Origin of the sequence: Rhizobium sp. TRM95796 (assembly GCF_025779995.1) — a bacterium.
In the GTDB taxonomy this organism is placed as follows: domain Bacteria; phylum Pseudomonadota; class Alphaproteobacteria; order Rhizobiales; family Rhizobiaceae; genus Rhizobium_E.
On the sequence record NZ_JAOXHE010000008.1, the window covers coordinates 205574 to 220536 of the forward strand.

General features: G+C 62.6%; 18 protein-coding genes and 1 tRNA gene. 9 read left to right on the top strand and 10 right to left on the bottom strand.

What is annotated here, in order from left to right:
• Positions 1 to 256: 256 nt before the first annotated feature.
• A complete protein-coding gene (locus OCK01_RS17465; protein ID WP_263825029.1) occupies positions 257 to 1000 on the bottom strand; it encodes a class I SAM-dependent methyltransferase in 744 nt (247 codons plus the stop codon).
• 79 nt (positions 1001 to 1079) lie between these two features.
• Between OCK01_RS17465 and gloB the strand changes: the two genes are divergently transcribed.
• The 3 genes from gloB to OCK01_RS17480 all read left to right on the top strand — a co-directional run bounded on the left by gloB (position 1080) and on the right by OCK01_RS17480 (position 3155).
• Positions 1080 to 1850, top strand: coding sequence for a hydroxyacylglutathione hydrolase (gene gloB, locus OCK01_RS17470; RefSeq protein WP_263825030.1), 771 nt, complete (start codon positions 1080 to 1082; stop codon positions 1848 to 1850).
• Positions 1851 to 1852: 2 nt separating this feature from the next.
• Positions 1853 to 2494, top strand: coding sequence for a DNA-3-methyladenine glycosylase family protein (locus OCK01_RS17475; RefSeq protein WP_263825031.1), 642 nt, complete (start codon positions 1853 to 1855; stop codon positions 2492 to 2494).
• Between the two features lie 103 nt (positions 2495 to 2597).
• Positions 2598 to 3155 carry an HNH endonuclease gene (locus OCK01_RS17480; RefSeq protein ID WP_263825032.1) on the top strand — a complete coding sequence of 186 codons (558 nt, stop codon included), beginning with the start codon at positions 2598 to 2600 and terminating at the stop codon, positions 3153 to 3155.
• Between the two features lie 23 nt (positions 3156 to 3178).
• Here the strand turns inward: OCK01_RS17480 and OCK01_RS17485 are convergent, their stop codons facing one another.
• Together OCK01_RS17485 and OCK01_RS17490 are read right to left on the bottom strand one after the other, a co-directional pair.
• A complete protein-coding gene (locus OCK01_RS17485) occupies positions 3179 to 3679 on the bottom strand; it encodes a disulfide bond formation protein B (RefSeq protein WP_263825033.1) in 501 nt (166 codons plus the stop codon).
• Positions 3680 to 3686: 7 nt separating this feature from the next.
• A complete protein-coding gene (locus tag OCK01_RS17490; RefSeq protein WP_263825034.1) occupies positions 3687 to 4277 on the bottom strand; it encodes a YqaA family protein in 591 nt (196 codons plus the stop codon).
• 210 nt (positions 4278 to 4487) lie between these two features.
• On the opposite strand from OCK01_RS17490, the gene OCK01_RS17495 reads away from it, so the two are divergent.
• A tRNA-Leu gene (locus OCK01_RS17495) sits at positions 4488 to 4572 on the top strand.
• 35 nt (positions 4573 to 4607) lie between these two features.
• On the opposite strand, the gene OCK01_RS17500 is transcribed toward OCK01_RS17495, so the two are convergent.
• Entirely contained in the window at positions 4608 to 5540 is a 933-nt protein-coding gene (locus OCK01_RS17500) for a DMT family transporter (protein WP_263825035.1), read from the bottom strand.
• A gap of 97 nt (positions 5541 to 5637) precedes the next feature.
• Positions 5638 to 6438: a DUF72 domain-containing protein gene (locus OCK01_RS17505; RefSeq protein WP_263825036.1), complete on the bottom strand. Its 801-nt coding sequence runs from the start codon at positions 6436 to 6438 to the stop codon at positions 5638 to 5640.
• Positions 6439 to 6558: 120 nt separating this feature from the next.
• Here OCK01_RS17505 and OCK01_RS17510 point away from each other — a divergent pair, with 120 nt between their 5' ends.
• Positions 6559 to 8220 carry an AMP-binding protein gene (locus tag OCK01_RS17510; RefSeq protein ID WP_263825037.1) on the top strand — a complete coding sequence of 554 codons (1662 nt, stop codon included), beginning with the start codon at positions 6559 to 6561 and terminating at the stop codon, positions 8218 to 8220.
• A 3-nt stretch (positions 8221 to 8223) separates the two neighbouring features.
• Here OCK01_RS17510 and OCK01_RS17515 read toward each other — a convergent pair whose 3' ends face one another.
• The gene (locus OCK01_RS17515; protein WP_263825038.1) at positions 8224 to 9225 is read right to left on the bottom strand and encodes a DUF2125 domain-containing protein; all 1002 of its coding nucleotides are present in this window, start codon (positions 9223 to 9225) and stop codon (positions 8224 to 8226) included.
• Between the two features lie 29 nt (positions 9226 to 9254).
• Between OCK01_RS17515 and OCK01_RS17520 the strand changes: the two genes are divergently transcribed.
• A complete protein-coding gene (locus OCK01_RS17520; RefSeq protein ID WP_263825039.1) occupies positions 9255 to 9815 on the top strand; it encodes a gamma-glutamylcyclotransferase in 561 nt (186 codons plus the stop codon).
• Here OCK01_RS17520 and OCK01_RS17525 read toward each other — a convergent pair.
• The 4 genes from OCK01_RS17525 to ftsE form a co-directional block, all read right to left on the bottom strand.
• Entirely contained in the window at positions 9800 to 10594 is a 795-nt protein-coding gene (locus OCK01_RS17525; protein ID WP_263825040.1) for a lysophospholipid acyltransferase family protein, read from the bottom strand. The two genes, OCK01_RS17520 and OCK01_RS17525, sit on opposite strands and share 16 nt — an antisense overlap.
• A 69-nt stretch (positions 10595 to 10663) precedes the next feature.
• On the bottom strand, positions 10664 to 11323 hold the full coding sequence (locus OCK01_RS17530) for a YdcF family protein (protein ID WP_182828056.1): 660 nt from the start codon (positions 11321 to 11323) through the stop codon (positions 10664 to 10666).
• 58 nt (positions 11324 to 11381) lie between these two features.
• Positions 11382 to 12362, bottom strand: coding sequence for a cell division protein FtsX (locus tag OCK01_RS17535; RefSeq protein WP_263825041.1), 981 nt, complete (start codon positions 12360 to 12362; stop codon positions 11382 to 11384).
• Entirely contained in the window at positions 12355 to 13014 is a 660-nt protein-coding gene (gene ftsE / locus OCK01_RS17540; protein WP_263825042.1) for a cell division ATP-binding protein FtsE, read from the bottom strand. Before ftsE ends, OCK01_RS17535 begins: the two co-directional genes overlap by 8 nt.
• A gap of 132 nt (positions 13015 to 13146) precedes the next feature.
• Between ftsE and OCK01_RS17545 the strand changes: the two genes are divergently transcribed.
• The 3 genes from OCK01_RS17545 to OCK01_RS17555 all read left to right on the top strand — a co-directional run bounded on the left by OCK01_RS17545 (position 13147) and on the right by OCK01_RS17555 (position 14924).
• A complete protein-coding gene (locus OCK01_RS17545) occupies positions 13147 to 13806 on the top strand; it encodes a hypothetical protein (protein ID WP_263825043.1) in 660 nt (219 codons plus the stop codon).
• 57 nt (positions 13807 to 13863) lie between these two features.
• A complete protein-coding gene (gene hpt, locus OCK01_RS17550) occupies positions 13864 to 14406 on the top strand; it encodes a hypoxanthine phosphoribosyltransferase (protein WP_182828061.1) in 543 nt (180 codons plus the stop codon).
• Positions 14407 to 14552: 146 nt separating this feature from the next.
• Positions 14553 to 14924 carry a response regulator gene (locus OCK01_RS17555; RefSeq protein ID WP_182828062.1) on the top strand — a complete coding sequence of 124 codons (372 nt, stop codon included), beginning with the start codon at positions 14553 to 14555 and terminating at the stop codon, positions 14922 to 14924.
• Positions 14925 to 14963 lie beyond the last annotated feature (39 nt).

Here is a 14963-nt window from a genome sequence, read left to right on the forward strand (position 1 = left end):
AAATCAACGCAATGTTCGGTTAATATTATATTTACTCAATAAGACACCAAATGGTTGAAAATTTTTCTTTACGGAAAAGGCAAATCGCAGTATTAACAGTTAGATTCAATTGCTTGCGGTCGTGTGATTTATTGTTTCGCGTGAATAAAATCGCATAAAAAACTTGAAGTCGACTCGATCTTCGACTGTCCAGGCGAGGCGAAAGCATGCAATTTTGCTTTTCCTCTTCACCGATGTCGTAGCGTAAGTAGAGACTCTAATCCGCTTTACGTGCGGTCGGTATGCCTTGAGGGGCTAAAACCGGCGCGAAAACGCGTCGGGACGCTCGCGCATGCACCGGCAGGCCCTGATAGAGGCGTTTCTGCGCTTCATACAGGATGACGCCGGAGAAAACGGGCAGGAGACGCCGGCCCAGCGGCTCCAGACCCGACAGGAGTCGGAGAATCGCCCGACTGCGATAGGGCGGGAAGAAAAGAGCGCCGGCCGATGCGCCCGGGGTGAAATTCGCCTCGCGCAACAGCGTCACAAGTTGCCCGCCCGAATAGGGTCGGCCAGCCCCGAAAGGCGTATGTTCGAGCCGCGCCCAGACGCCGCGACGATTGGGCGCCACCACCACCAAGCGCCCACCGGGCGCCAGAACCCGCCAGACTTCTTTCAGCATCTCGCGCGGATTCTCGGCGAATTCCAGCGAATGCACGAGCAGCACCCGGTCGATCGAGGCGTCCGGCAACGGCAGCTCCTCGTCGAACACCAAAGCGGTCGCCGATTTGCCGTCCGACGGCCAGTTCACGGCGCCTTGGCCCGCCGGCATGAAGGCGAAGGCGCGTTCGGCGTCTTTCTTGAAGCGATCCAGATAGGGCGGGGCGTAACCGAGACCGAGCAGGCGTTCGTCCGGCAGCCTTGGCCAGAGCGCCTGGAGGCTTGCGGTGATCGATGCCTCCGCCAGCCGGCCGAGCGGCGAGTGATAGAATTGCCGGAGATCCACGATGTCGATGTTCATGGCGCAAATGTAACGAGGGCGGGTTGGACTTCAAGCCTGGATCGCCTAAATCTTGCCCATCGGAAAAGAGGAGAGACCCATGGCGACGCTCGAGATCGACCTGTTTACCGCCCGCAGCGACAATTTCGGCGTGCTGCTGCATGATCCCGAAACCGGCCGCACGGCGTCGATCGACGCGCCCGAACAAGCCCCGATTCTGGTGGCGCTCGAACGGCGCGGCTGGACGCTGACCGACATTTTCACCACCCATCATCATCCCGATCACGTCGAAGCCAACCTCGCATTGAAGGACCGGTTCGGTGTGACGATCGTCGGCCCCGGCAGCGAAGCCGATCGGATCCCCGGCATCGACACGTCGGTCGGCGACGGCGACAGTTTCGATTTCGCCGGCCATCGGGTGGAGGTGATCGAGACGCCGGGCCACACCGCCGGCCATATCTGCTTCTACCTGCCCGAGGACAAGTTGCTGTTTTCGGCCGATACGCTGTTCGCGCTCGGCTGCGGACGATTGTTCGAGCGGCCGGCCGAGGTGATGTGGCCGTCGCTTCTGAAACTGCGGGCGCTGCCCGCCGACACCACCGTCTATTTCGGCCATGAATACACGCTCTCCAATGCGCGCTTCGCCGTGACGATCGATCCGGACAATGCGGCGCTGACGGCGCGGGCGCAGGCGATCGAGACGCTGCGCGCCGAGGGCCGGCCGACCGCGCCGACTTTGCTCGCCGACGAAATCGCCACCAACCCGTTTCTCCGCGCCGACGATCCGGCCATCCGCGCCCATCTGGGTATGGAGGCGGCGGAAGACTGGCAGGTCTTCGCCGAAATCCGCGCCCGCAAGGACCGCTTCTGACCATGCGTCTGCTGACCAGCGAGACCGAGATCACCGAAGCCGTGGCCGACCTCGTCGCGCTCGACCCGCGCTTCGCGCCGGTGGCGGCGCGGGCTGGCGCCATCCCGCTTCGCTTTCGGCCGGCGGGTTACGCGGCGCTCGCCTCGGTCATCGTTTCGCAGATGGTGTCGCGCGCTTCCGCCGAGGCGATCTGGGCGCGGCTTGAAACTGCGTGCGGCGTGGTGGAGCCTGAGCGTTTGTCGTCGCTCGCCGAAGCCGATCTCAGGGCTGTCGGTCTTTCAGGCGCAAAGATCGTCGCTCTTCGGGCGGTGGCGGAGGCCTGCGGCGCCGGTCTCGATCTGAAGGCCATTGCAGGTCTTCCGGCCGACGAGGCGATCGGGGCGCTGACCGCCATTCGCGGCGTCGGACCCTGGACGGCTGAAGTCTATCTCTTGTTTTCAGGCGGTCATGCCGACATTTTCCCGGCGGGCGACGTGGCGTTGCAGACGGCGGCGGCGCGCGCGTTCGGTCTGACGGAAACGCCGCAACACCGGCAGTTGCGGCGGATGGCGGAGGACTGGCGGCCTTTGCGCTCTGCGGCGGCGCGACTTCTCTGGGCGTTTTATGCGACAGAGCGACGCGGCGCGGGCATGCCGGCGGGTTGACCAGCGCTTTCTTAAAAAACCGTTTCTTTTCAGGCTTCACAATCCTGTTGCAATGCGCCTAGTATGAAAGGGCAGGGAATTCGAATCGGTCAGGGAGTGCATCTTGACGATTGCAGTATCACCCCAGTCGCTTCCGGCGTTGGTCCTTAATGCGGACTATCGGCCCTTGAGTTATTATCCCTTGTCGCTATGGTCCTGGCAGGACGCGATCAAGGCCGTTTTTCTCGACCGCGTGAACATCATCGCCGAATATGAACATTCGGTGTCCTCGCCCAGCTATTCGATGAAGCTGCCGAGCGTCGTCTGCCTCAAATCCTATGTTCAGCCGTCGCGCTATCCCGCCTTCACGCGCTTCAATGTCTTCCTGCGCGACAAGTTCGAATGCCAGTATTGCGGATCGGACGACGATCTGACCTTCGACCATGTGACGCCACGGGCGCTGGGCGGCCAGACGACCTGGGAAAACGTCGTCACGGCCTGCGCGCCCTGCAATCTGCGCAAAGGCTCGAAACTGCCGCGCCAGGCCGGCATGTTCCCGATGCAGAAGCCTTACCGGCCGACGGTGCAGGACCTGCACAACAATGGCCGGCTGTTTCCGCCCAACTATCTGCATGAAAGCTGGCTCGATTATCTCTACTGGGACACCGAATTGCAGCCGTGACAAAGGCCCTTCGGGGCCTTTTTTCATGCCTTGCGCAGCAATCCCCGGATGCCGGTCGCCGCGAGGACCAGGCTCGCAATCACGTTCCAGCCCGCGAAAGACAGGCCGAGCACCCGCAGCGTCGCGTCCGTGCAGGACGGGCCGTGCTGCTTGTTGATGTCGTCGAGCAGGCTGCCGGCATTCTGCGACACTGCGTTCACCGAGGTCGAGCAACTGGCCGGACCTTCCCAGAAGCGCCATTCGACGCCGGCGTGATAGACGCCGAGGCCGGCGCCGATCAGCATGGCGAGCACGATCAGCGCGATCAGCACTTTTGCGACCATCGGGGGCAGGCGCAGCCAGGCGGCGGCAATTGCGAGCACGCCGAGCGGCACGCCGATATAATAGGGATCGCGCTGCAACAGGCAGAGCGCGCAGGGCACATAGCCGCCGATATGTTCGAAGCCGAGCGCGCTTGCGATCACCACGGCCATGCCGAGCGTGAGGAGGAGGGCGACGCCCAGATTGGGTCGGTCCGCGATCATGGCAGCCTCAATGTTTCAGCGCGAGATAGAGGAAATAAGCGAGGATCAGCGCCACGGCCGCCGACCCCGCCAACATGTTGAGCCTGCGCTCGATGAAGTCGCGGATCGGGCTGCCATAGCGAGCGAACAGCCAGGCGAGCAGCATGAACTTGCCGCCGCGCGCCACCACCGCCGCTAGGAAGAACACCAGCAGATTGACCTGCAACACGCCCGACAGAATGGTGACGACCTTGAGCGGCGGCAGATGCGCGACCCCGGAGGTCACCAGGAACAGCATCACCAGATCGAGCGACACCGCCGATTTCAGCGTCTCGAAATCGTCGAGCTTGCCGTAGAATTCCAGAACCGGCTTGGCGATGGCCTCGAAGGCGTAATAGCCGATCATCCAGCCGGCGACGCCGCCCAGAATCGAGCCGAGCGCCGCGATCAGCCCGTAGCGCCAGACCTTGCGCGGATTGGCGATCGCCATGGGCAGGAACAGCACTTCGGCCGGCACCAGGAAGATCGAGCTTTCGACGAAGGAGATCACGAAGAGCCAGAGTTCGGCTGAAGGACGTTCGGCGAGCCGCATGGTCCAGTCGTAAAGTCGTCTCAGCATTCTCGGCCCCGTTCAAATACGCGCAACGTCTTTAGGCCCGCCGCCGGAAATTTGCAAATTTCCTTGCAAGCTTGCCCGCACACTTCGGCGTGAAAGCATGGTCCAGCATGGGGGGCGAAATCACAGTCAAATATACAAAAAACCGGTTGACCAGGGCCTTCGCCTTCGTATAGTCCCGCGCTGTCTCCCAGTGGTTTTCCTCACTGATGTGCCCCATTGGCGGAATTGGTAGACGCGCTCGACTCAAAATCGAGTTCCGAAAGGAGTGCTGGTTCGAGTCCGGCATGGGGCACCACCTTCCCAGAAACACCGCTTTTTTGCTGCGCCAGATTATGCGGATGCTTCCGTCCGCGCTTCCCGTCCCAACAGCGCAATCAACCCTCCCCCGATGATCAGCAGCGCGCCCACGAGCGTGGTCAGATAGGGAATCTCGCCGAAGAACAGGAAGCCCCAGAGCGGGGCCCAGAGCATGCCGGTATATTCGAAAGAGCCGACGATGCTGGCCTTGGCGACGCGATAGGCCTGGGTGAGCAGCGTCACACCGACAGCGGCGATGACGCCGCAGGAGGCAATGGCGAGAAAATCGGCGAGCGTCGGCCAGGACCAGGAGCGCACGAGAAAATCGAGCGAGGGATGGCCGAGTTCTTCGACGCCGATCAGATGGGTGATCGCCGCGATGATCAGCGCGCCGATCAGATAGACGCCGTTCTGGTAGCTCGCCATCACCGAGGCCGTCTCCTTGTCGCCGAGGCGTCGCGCCATCAGCATGGATAGCGCGTAGGTGGCGGCCGAAAACAGCGAGAGAAGCGCCGCCGGCTCGAAGACGCCCAAGCCGGGCCGGAGCATGACAACCACGCCGGCGAAACCGATGAGCGCCGCAGCGATCTTGCGCGGCGTGATGATCTCTCCCAGAAGGGGCGCCGCGAGCGCCAGCATGAACAGCGGCACGGTAAAATAGAGCGCCACGGCGTCCGCCAGCGGCAGAGCGGGAAAAGCCATATAGTAGCTGGTGTAAGCGAGCAGCATGATGGCCGAGCGCGCCGCCAGCGATCGCGCATTGGGCGAGAACAGCGGCTTGAGGCTGCGATGCTCCCACCACACGAAAGCGAGCAGGATCGGCGCCGAGATCAGGCAGCGGATCGACACGACCTCGGTCAGAGCGTAAGCGCCGGACACGGATTTGATCACCGCATCCTGCAGCGAGAAGACGAACACGCCAAGGCACAGCATGGCGACCCCGAAGGCGGTTCTATTCTGCGTCATCTGATCTCCATGCTCCCCGAGCCCCAAGACTAGCGTGACGTACACCGGGGGGATGCCGCATTCACGACGGGAAACGCCGCAGGAGATGCGGCGCGTCTCAGCGAATTCGACGGATGAGCTCCATGGCGGCGGCTGGATTGCTGACCTTGTGGCCGCTGATCACGAACAGGAACACGTCGCGCGGAACGGTCTTTGCCGGCTCGAGGGAAAGCGAACGCAGATCCGCCGGCGTTCCGCCGGCCGCCCAACTTCTCGCCCGGTCGGCCCAGGCGTCCAATTCGGCGTCGGAATAGCCGTTCGGTTCGTCTTCCTTTGTCCCCATGATGCGTGCATAGACGAAGGGCGCGGTCGGATCGGCAATATGGGGAAATTCCGAGTCGCCCGCCGTGATGATCGCGACGCCATAGCTTCTGGCCAGCGCGATGAAATCGGGGTTGGCAAAGCTGTCGTGCCGCACTTCCACGGCGTGGTGCAGGGTCACGCCCTCGGCGGTTTTCGGCAGAAGCTTCAGGAAGGCCTCGAAATCATCGGGATCGAACTTCTTGGTCGCCATGAACTGCCAGTTGATCGGCCCCAGCTTCTGCTTCAGCTCCAGCATGCCGCCCCGGATAAATTTTTCGATGCTGCCGCCGGCTTCGGCCAGAACCTTGCGGTTCGTCGCAAAGCGCGGCGCCTTGAGCGCGAAGACGAAATCATCGGGCGTCTCCTCGCGCCACTTGATGAAGCTGTCGGGCTTGATGGAGCCGTAATAGGTGCCGTTCACCTCGATGGCGGTGAGCTTCGAGGCCGCATATTCGAGTTCGCGCTTCTGGGTCAACCCATCGGGATAAAACGGGCCGCGCCAGGGCTCGAATGTCCAGCCGCCGATGCCGATGCGGATCTTGCCTGACGCGCTCATGTTTATCTCCTCTGTCTCGATTCGGAAGACTGCCTCCGGCCGCAGGCGCGGTCAAAGCCTTCTATTTCCACGCAGTGCGAAACATGCTATTGCAGCGCACCAAAACGCGGGGTTTGTTGCATGTTCCTGCCAGATTGCGGCGGCTATGACGAGCTGATGGCCCGTTTCCGCTGGGAAATTCCCGAAAAATTCAATATGGGCCGCGCGGTCGCCGATTTCTGGGCGGCGCGCGAACCCGAAAGGCTGGCGCTCGAACATTACGAGCTCGACGGCCGGCATCGTCGTATGAGTTACGGCGAACTCGCCGATCTCTCCAACCGCTTCGCCGCGTCTCTCGTCCGGCTCGGCGTAGAGCCCGGCGATCGCGTCGCGATCCTCCTGCCGCAGTGTTTCGAAACCGTCATCGCCCATCTCGGCATTTATAAAATGGGCGGGGTGGCGTTGCCGCTCGCACTGTTGTTCGGCGCCGATGCGCTGGATTTCAGGTTGAAGGATTCGGGCGCCGCGGCCATCGTCACAAACGCCTATGGTTACGGTAAAGTCGAACCCTTGCTGGTTGGTCTGCCGTCGCTTCGTTACGTCGTGACGACCGAGCCTGTTGGCGGTTCGTCTCCGGCGTTTCGGACGCTGATCGGCGCGGATGCAGGCGATTTCGTCGCCCTCGACACCAGCAAGGACGATCCGGCGCTGATGATCTACACCTCCGGCACCACGGGGCCGCCCAAGGGCGCGCTGCACGCCCATCGGGTGCTGGCGGGCCATGTGCCCGGCGTGCAGGCGGCGCAGGAGATGATGCCGCAGCCGGGCGACAAATTCTGGACCCCCTCCGATTGGGCCTGGGCGGGCGGGCTGCTCAACTGCCTGCTGCCGGGGCTGATGCTCGGCGTGCCCGTGGTCTCCTCTCCCGCGCAGAAATTCGATCCGGATCTCGCTTTTCGCATCATGGCCGATCTCGGCGTCACCAACGCCTTCATTCCACCGACCGCGCTCCGGTTGATGGCGGCGATCGACAGGCCGCTCGAGCGCTATGCGCTGAAGTTGCGCGCCATAGGCTCGGCGGGAGAAACACTGGGCCGCGAGACCTATGACTGGGCCAACCGCGCGCTCGGTCTCACCGTCAACGAATTCTACGGCCAGACCGAATGCAATATCGTGCTCGGCTCGATCGTCGGCTTCGGCGTCAGCCGGGCCGGCGCGATCGGCAAGACCATGCCGGGCCATACGGTCGCCGTGATCGACGAAGTCGGTCGCGTGCTGCCCTCGGGCAAAGCGGGGCAGATCGCGGTCAGGCGGCCCGATCCGGTGATGTTCCTCGGCTATTGGAACAATCCGGAGGCGACGGAGAAGAAATTCATCGGCGACTGGATGCTCACCGGCGACCAGGGCGTGATGGACGCCGAGGGCTATGTCGATTTCTTCGGCCGCGACGACGACGTCATTACGTCTTCGGGCTATCGCATCGGCCCGGCCGAGATCGAAGACTGCCTGATTTCGCATCCCGCCGTGCGTCTGGCGGCGGCGGTGGGCAAGCCCGATTCTCTGCGCACCGAAATCGTCAAGGCCTATGTGGTGCTCGTCGACGGCGTGATCGGCGACGAGGCGCTGAAGCAGGACATTTCCGACTGGGTTCGCCATCGCCTGTCGATGCATGAATATCCGCGCGAGGTCGACTTCATCGACGCGCTGCCGCTGACCACCACCGGCAAGGTGATCCGGCGCGAATTGCGCGACCGCGCCGCGCGAGAAGCGGCGGGCGATATCAGACGCCGCAACAGCGCCTGACGCTTACAGGGGCGGAATGCGGCCGAGCGGGATCATGCTGAGCGAAATGCGGCCGCGATCGATGCGCAGCGTCACCTTCACGTCCTCATCGCCCTTGGCGAGCCCTTTCAGAAGAGCGGCGACGGCGGAGATGGAGTCGCCGGCGTTGGGGAAGAGCGCGCTCAACTGCGTTTTCCAACCGTCGATATCATCGAGCTTGACGCGGAATTTTCCGTTCAGATAGCCGTCTTCGTCGATGTCGAAATCGCCGGAAAGCTCTCCGAACAGGCCGGCGCCGGTCTCGATCTTGAAGCTGGTGATCGTGCCGCTCGACGCCCTCAGCCGGAGCGGCTTGCCGGCCAGCACATCCGCCTGGTCGTCGAACCGCATTTCGAGACTCGTCGAAATCTCAGGCAGCAGGACCTCGCCGGTTTCGGACGAGATGGTCAGCTTGCGGGCGAGAAAAGCGAGTTCGAGATTGCGATCGACGCGGCGCAGATGCGCCTGTCCCTCCTCGGCGCCGACATCGAGGTCGACGGGCGATTGCGCCAGGCGAAGCCCGCTTCTGATGTCGGTTCCGGTCAGTGAAAGCGAAGAGAGGCCATTAAGGCCGGCGCTGACGCCGGCGCGCAGCATCTTCCAGGTCGCCTGTGCTGTCGATCCATCCGGACCGGTCACTGCGCCGGGGCTGTCGACTTCGGCGACGGCGCTTGTCGGCGCATAAATGCGGGCGGCCACGCGGGCAGCGCCGGCGCTGGCCGACAGACCGCTCTTGGTGGTCAGGGCCGACCGTGCGCAGGTCGCGCCGATGAGAAAGGGAAAGCCCTCAACGGTCGGGTTATCGCAACTCAGTTCGGACAGGCCCAGACTTTCGGGATTGCTGATCCTAGCATCCAGCTCTGCTTCGATTTTGCTTGCAACGAAGAACCAGCCGGCCGAATAAAGGACGACGATCAGCACCACCGCGACGCCGAGCCGCCAGATCTTGCGGGAGGCGGATGAGGGCGCGCTGGTCTTGTCTTGCATGAAATGTCTCTCGGATCAGTCTGTCGCGAATGTCTATCAAGCCCTTGCCTGCCGATATGGACGAATTTTGGGTGTTTGGCTACGGCTCGCTGATGTGGAATCCGGGCTTCGACCATGAGGAGCGGCGGCTTGCGGTGATCCGCGGTTATCACCGCGCCCTCTGCATCCATTCCTGGGTCCATCGCGGCACCGAGGAAAAACCGGGACTGGTGCTGGGTCTGGATCGCGGCGGCGCCTGCAAGGGCGCGGCTTTCCGGGTGCGCGCCGATCGCCGCGACGAGGTGCTGGCCTATCTTCGCGCTCGCGAGCTCGTCACCAATGTCTACCTGGAGCGCGTCGCGCCCGTGACGCTCGACTGCGGCGCCAGGCGACTGGCGGTGACCTATGTGGTGGATCGACGCCATCGCCAATATGCGGCGGGGTTGAGCGTCGAGCGGGCCGCCGAGATCGTGGCGACGGCTCGGGGCGCGTCCGGTCCCAATGCCGAGTATGTTCTCAACACGCTCGCGCATCTGCGCGAACTCGGCATTCGCGACCATTGGATGGAAGCGGTGGCGAAGGGGTTGAGCGGCTATCAGCCCGCCGCCTGAGCGTCCTTGATCGCCTTCAGCCGCGAGCGGGTGATCGCCGAGAGCTTGAGATGCGGATTGGCTTCGACGGTCTCCACCAGAAGACGATCGCTTTCGGCTTCCATTTCGGTGACCAGATGCTGAAAGAAGGCCTGCGACGGCATGCCCGGCTCGATCGGCTTCATGATGCGGATCTTGATATGGCCGGGCTGGCGCAGAAAGCCGTGGCGCGGCCAGAAAAGCCCGGCATGGGCGATCATCGGGACCACCGGAACCTGCAGATCGCTATAGAGACGGGCGACGCCGTATTTGTAGTCCGGCTCCGCGCCCGGCGCCTTGCGGGTGCCTTCGGGATAGATGATCAGCTGCCTTTTCTTCGCCAGCTCCTCGCGGGCGCGGGCGATCATATTGGGGATGGCCCGGCTCTTGTCGGAGCGCTTGATCGGGATCATGTCCTGCTTGGCGGCGTACCAGCCGAACAAGGGTATCCAGAGCAGTTCCCGCTTCAGGATATAGACGGGGTCGTCCACCATCGGGACGATGGCGATCACGTCCCAGAAGGATTGATGCTTCGCCGCGATGATGCAGCCGCCCTCGGGAATGTTTTCGCGACCCTCGATCTCATAGGTCAAGGGGATGATGGTCTTGGCGAGCCAGAGATTGAGCCGCGCCCAGTTCTTCGGGATGATGTAGGCGGTCTTGCGCGGGAGGAAGAAATAGATTGGCGAAAAAATGATCATCTGAACGATGAAGCTCACATAGAAAGCGAGCTGAAACAGGGCCGAACGCAGATAGATCATGGAGATGTCCCGAACATCGAATTGCGTTTTCCTTAGCCGAAGCGGGTCGGGATGCAAAGCGGCATCTGGTCAGAGGACGATGCCTGTATAGTCGCGGCTGACCACCAGAAGATATTTGACATATTCCGAAGCCAGCGTTCGCAGCATCAGCGGATTGGCGGCGATGTCGGATAGCGTCAGCCGCTTTTCCACCGGATAGGGCATGAATTCGGTGTCATGGTCGAGGCGGCGAATTTCCGCCAGGCTACGCGGCATGTGGTAATTGTTGGTGACGAGGATCACCGTTTTGTACCGATGGGCGCGGATCCATTGAACGGTCTCCGAGGCATTGCCTTCGGTGTTGCGCGCGTCGTAACCGATATCGACGCAGCACTGGAATATCTCTTCGCGACTGTTGGTGAAGGAGCGAATATGGCGCACCGACGTCGCCGGATTCACGCCCGAGATCAACAGCCGCCTGCCTGCCCCTTGCGCGAGAAGCTGCACCGCCTGGTCGATCCGCTGATAGCCGCCGGTGAGCGCAACGATGGCGTCCGCTTTGGGATTGTCGATCGGCGCGAGTGCAGCGACCTGAGCGTAAAACACCAAAAAACCGACGCCGAAGGCGGCGATGGAGGCGAGCACGAAGAAACCGACGGTTCTCAGGAACAGGCGTACGGCGAAAGAGGCCAGACCGCGCGCGGGCGGCTGGCCGAGGGCGTCCTGCTCTCGCTCGGCGTCATGAGTCATCGGCCAAGAGGAATAGCCAAAGTTTGCGGCTCAAAATAGGCATTTCAGGTTGTATTGATCATTCCTGATATATATCGAGGCGACCAGGGTCGGAGCGCACATGGTCGATCTCGTCGATCGTTTTCATGACGGTGAAGCGCGCCGTCAGCGTCGTCAGCGCTGCGATGACCAGCATGGTGATGAAAATGCCGCCATAGCCGGTCCAGTCGATGGTGAAGGCGCCGAACAATGCGGTGGCCTGATCGCTCTCCGGCGTGGCGATGCTGCTCGACTGCCACCATCCGGCGGCGGCGAAAGAACCGGCGGCCAGAAAGGCGCCGGCCAGCGATCCTTTCAGCGAAATCAACAGGAAGTGCTTTTGGAATTCCTGCGCCACGAAGCTCGATTCGGCGCCGACGAAATGCAGCACCTCGACGATGTGCCTGTTGCCGGCCAGCGCGCCGCGCGTGGCGAAGATCACGGTCAGCACCATGGCGAAGAACACCAGGCCAAGTACGGCGGAACCGATCACCACTGTCGTTCGGGCCATGGACACCAGCCGATCGACCCAGGTGCGATGGTCGTCGAGATAGGCCTGCGGGATCTTCTTCTGCAGCGCGTCGCGCATCGCCGCGAAATCGGGCGGATTGCCTTCGTCGATGGTGATCACCACAAGCCGAGGCACCGGCAATTCGTCGATATCCAGGCCCGCGCCCAGCCAGGGTTCGAGCAGCCGCGACGTTGCGGCCTTGTCGAGGACAGTACCGGTCTTCGTGCCGACGAAGGACAAAGCGAGATCGCGCGCCTCGGCGAGCGCCTTTTCCATATCAAGCGCGTCGTCCGGCTTGATCTGAATGGTGATCTCGCGGGAGATCTGGCTCGCCCAGGAATCGGCGGTGGCGCGGATCATGCCGACCGCGCCGATCGTCAGGCAGGCCAGGAACGACATGATGACGATGACCGCCAGCAGCGCCTTGCTCTGGACGCTTCGTTGCGGAACGATCGCCGCCATCGGGCGAAGCGCGATTTCGCGTCGAGTTTTCTGGGTCGCGTCATTCATAGAGATCGAGCCGCCCTGAGGTCAAAATCATGCGGCGCGCCTCGACCTGGTCCATCAGCGCGAGATCGTGCGTGGCGATCACCACGGCCGTGCCGATACGGTTGAGCTCCATGAACAGCTTGAGGATGCGCTTGGCCATGGGCGGATCGACATTGCCGGTCGGTTCGTCGGCGAGCAGCAGTTCCGGCTGGTCGATCAAGGCGCGGGCGATGGCCGCGCGCTGCTTCTCCCCACCCGAGAGAACCGGCGGCAGGACGTTGATGCGGTCGCCCAGTCCCACCCACTTCAGCAATTCGACCACGTCGGAACGGTAGCTTGCTTCATCCTTGCCGCGCACGCGCAGCGGCAGCGCCACATTCTCATAGGTGGTGAGATGGTCGAGCAGCCGGAAATCCTGAAACACGATGCCGATGCGCCGACGCAAGAGCGGCAGCTCGTTTTGCGGGATGGTCGAAGCCTCGCGCCCGAAAACGCGGATCAGCCCGCGCGTCGGCTTGAGCGACATGAACAGCAGCCTGAGCAGGCTGGTCTTGCCGGCCCCGGACGGACCGGTCAGAAATTGAAATGATCGTTTGGGAATATCGAAGGTGAGATCCTTGAGGATCTCCGGCCCCATACCATAGCGCAGGCCAACATTTTCGAAATGAATCAACGTTTTGTCCAGTTGGTCCGAGGAGAAGGGCTCGCGCGCCGTTAGCGAAGCATTAACCACGGCAGTTTACTTCTCATAAAGGTGAAGTTCAATGCCGGCGACGCGTCGGCGGGCAAACCGATGGGGAAGGCCATGCAGGCGAACAACAACAAAGCCTGGCGAACCGTCGCCGATATCGACGTGCTGCCGCCCGATCGCGCTTCCAGGCCGAATAGACCGACAAACGGTGGACGGCTCGATGTCGAGGATGCGGTGTTCGAGGTCCTGGGCGGTCCGTCCCGCGCCCGCAGCAACGACAACAGGCCGCGAAGCTCCGGACACTCGAATCACGCGCTTTTCGCGCCCATGCTGGCGGCTGCGGCCCGGCTGGGCGGCGCGACGGCAGCCTCTCTGGAACGCAGGCTGCTTCGGCTTTCGCCACAAGCGTTCACGTGCCTTCTGTCGGCGGCGGCAATCGCGATGTTCTGGATGCTCGGCGGTTTCGGCGCGCTGGGCAGCCAGACGACCGATCTGCGCGCGGGCCCCTATCTCGTCTCCAATCTCCGGATCGCCACCCGCGATCTCGACGGCATGCGGGTGGCGGAGGTCGAAGGCGAACTCGTCAATGACGGGGCGACGGTGCTTGTCGCGCCGGTGCTGGAATTGGTCGGCGGTCCCAACCGAACGCGGCTCGGCAGGATCGGCATCGACGCCGACCGAATCGCGCCGTCCATCCGTTTTCCGTTTTCCGGGCGGTTCCAGATCGCCGGCGCAAAGGCCGAGGATCTGACGATTCTGATCGCCCTGCGTTGAACCGGAATGCGGGGTCGTGGTAACGGACCCTATTGGAACCACAATCGGAGCTTCACCATGCATGTCATTCGCGGCAAGACGATCGAGCCGCTCTTCACCGCGGAGATGATCGCCGAGCGCAACACGGCGCTCGCGCAACAGATCGCCGCCGGTCCCACCAAGGATCTGCTGGTGATTTCGGTGCTGAAAGGCTCCTTCATCTTCGCCGCCGATCTGATCCGCGCGCTGCATACGGCCGGGCTTGCGCCCGAGGTGGAGTTCATCACGCTGTCGAGCTATGGGGCCGGCACCGTGTCGCAGGGCGTCCGGATCATCAAGGACATCGACAGCGACGTGAAGGACCGCGATATCCTGCTGATCGACGACATTCTCGAATCCGGCCGCACGCTCACCTTCGCCAAGGAACTGATGTATGAGCGTGGCGCGCGCACCGTGACCATCGCCGTGCTGCTCGACAAGCATGACAAGCGTCAGACGGCGCTGGAAGCGGATTATGTCGGCTTTTCCTGCCCCGATCATTTCGTCGTCGGCTACGGCATGGACGTCGCCTACGCTTTCCGCGAACTGCCGTTCGTCGGCGTCGTCACCGGCGAAGCGTGACGGCGGCTGCTCGAAAAGGATCGTCTGCGACGTAAACCTTTGGGCAAGCATAAGCGGGATTAGCGGGCGCCGACGGCGCCCGCGTTTACCTTTCCCAAAGGGCCGATGGTGTTCACTGGCCCTCGCGTTAAAACGAGGTAAACATCATGGCCCGCATTCTCATTACCGAAGACGAAGATTCACTCCGCCGTTTCGTGGCGAGGGCGCTTCGGCTGGATGGTCATGAGACCGTCGAGGCCGCCGACGGCGCCGAGGGGCTGGAAGCCCTGGGAGAAGGTCCGTTCGACCTGCTTCTGTCGGATATCCGCATGCCGGTGATGGACGGCATCGAGCTGGCCCACAAGGCGTCGGCCAATCATCCCGATCTCAAGATCCTGTTGATGACCGGTTATGCCGAACAGCGCGAACGCGCCGACGACCTGATGGAAAAGATCGTCGACGTCGTCTCCAAGCCCTTTTCGCTGCCCGATATCCGCACCGCGGTCGCGCGCGCGCTCACCAGCCAGAAAGCGGCCTGAGCCAAGCCCCTGAGCGACGAAGACTCAGGCGCGAAGTTC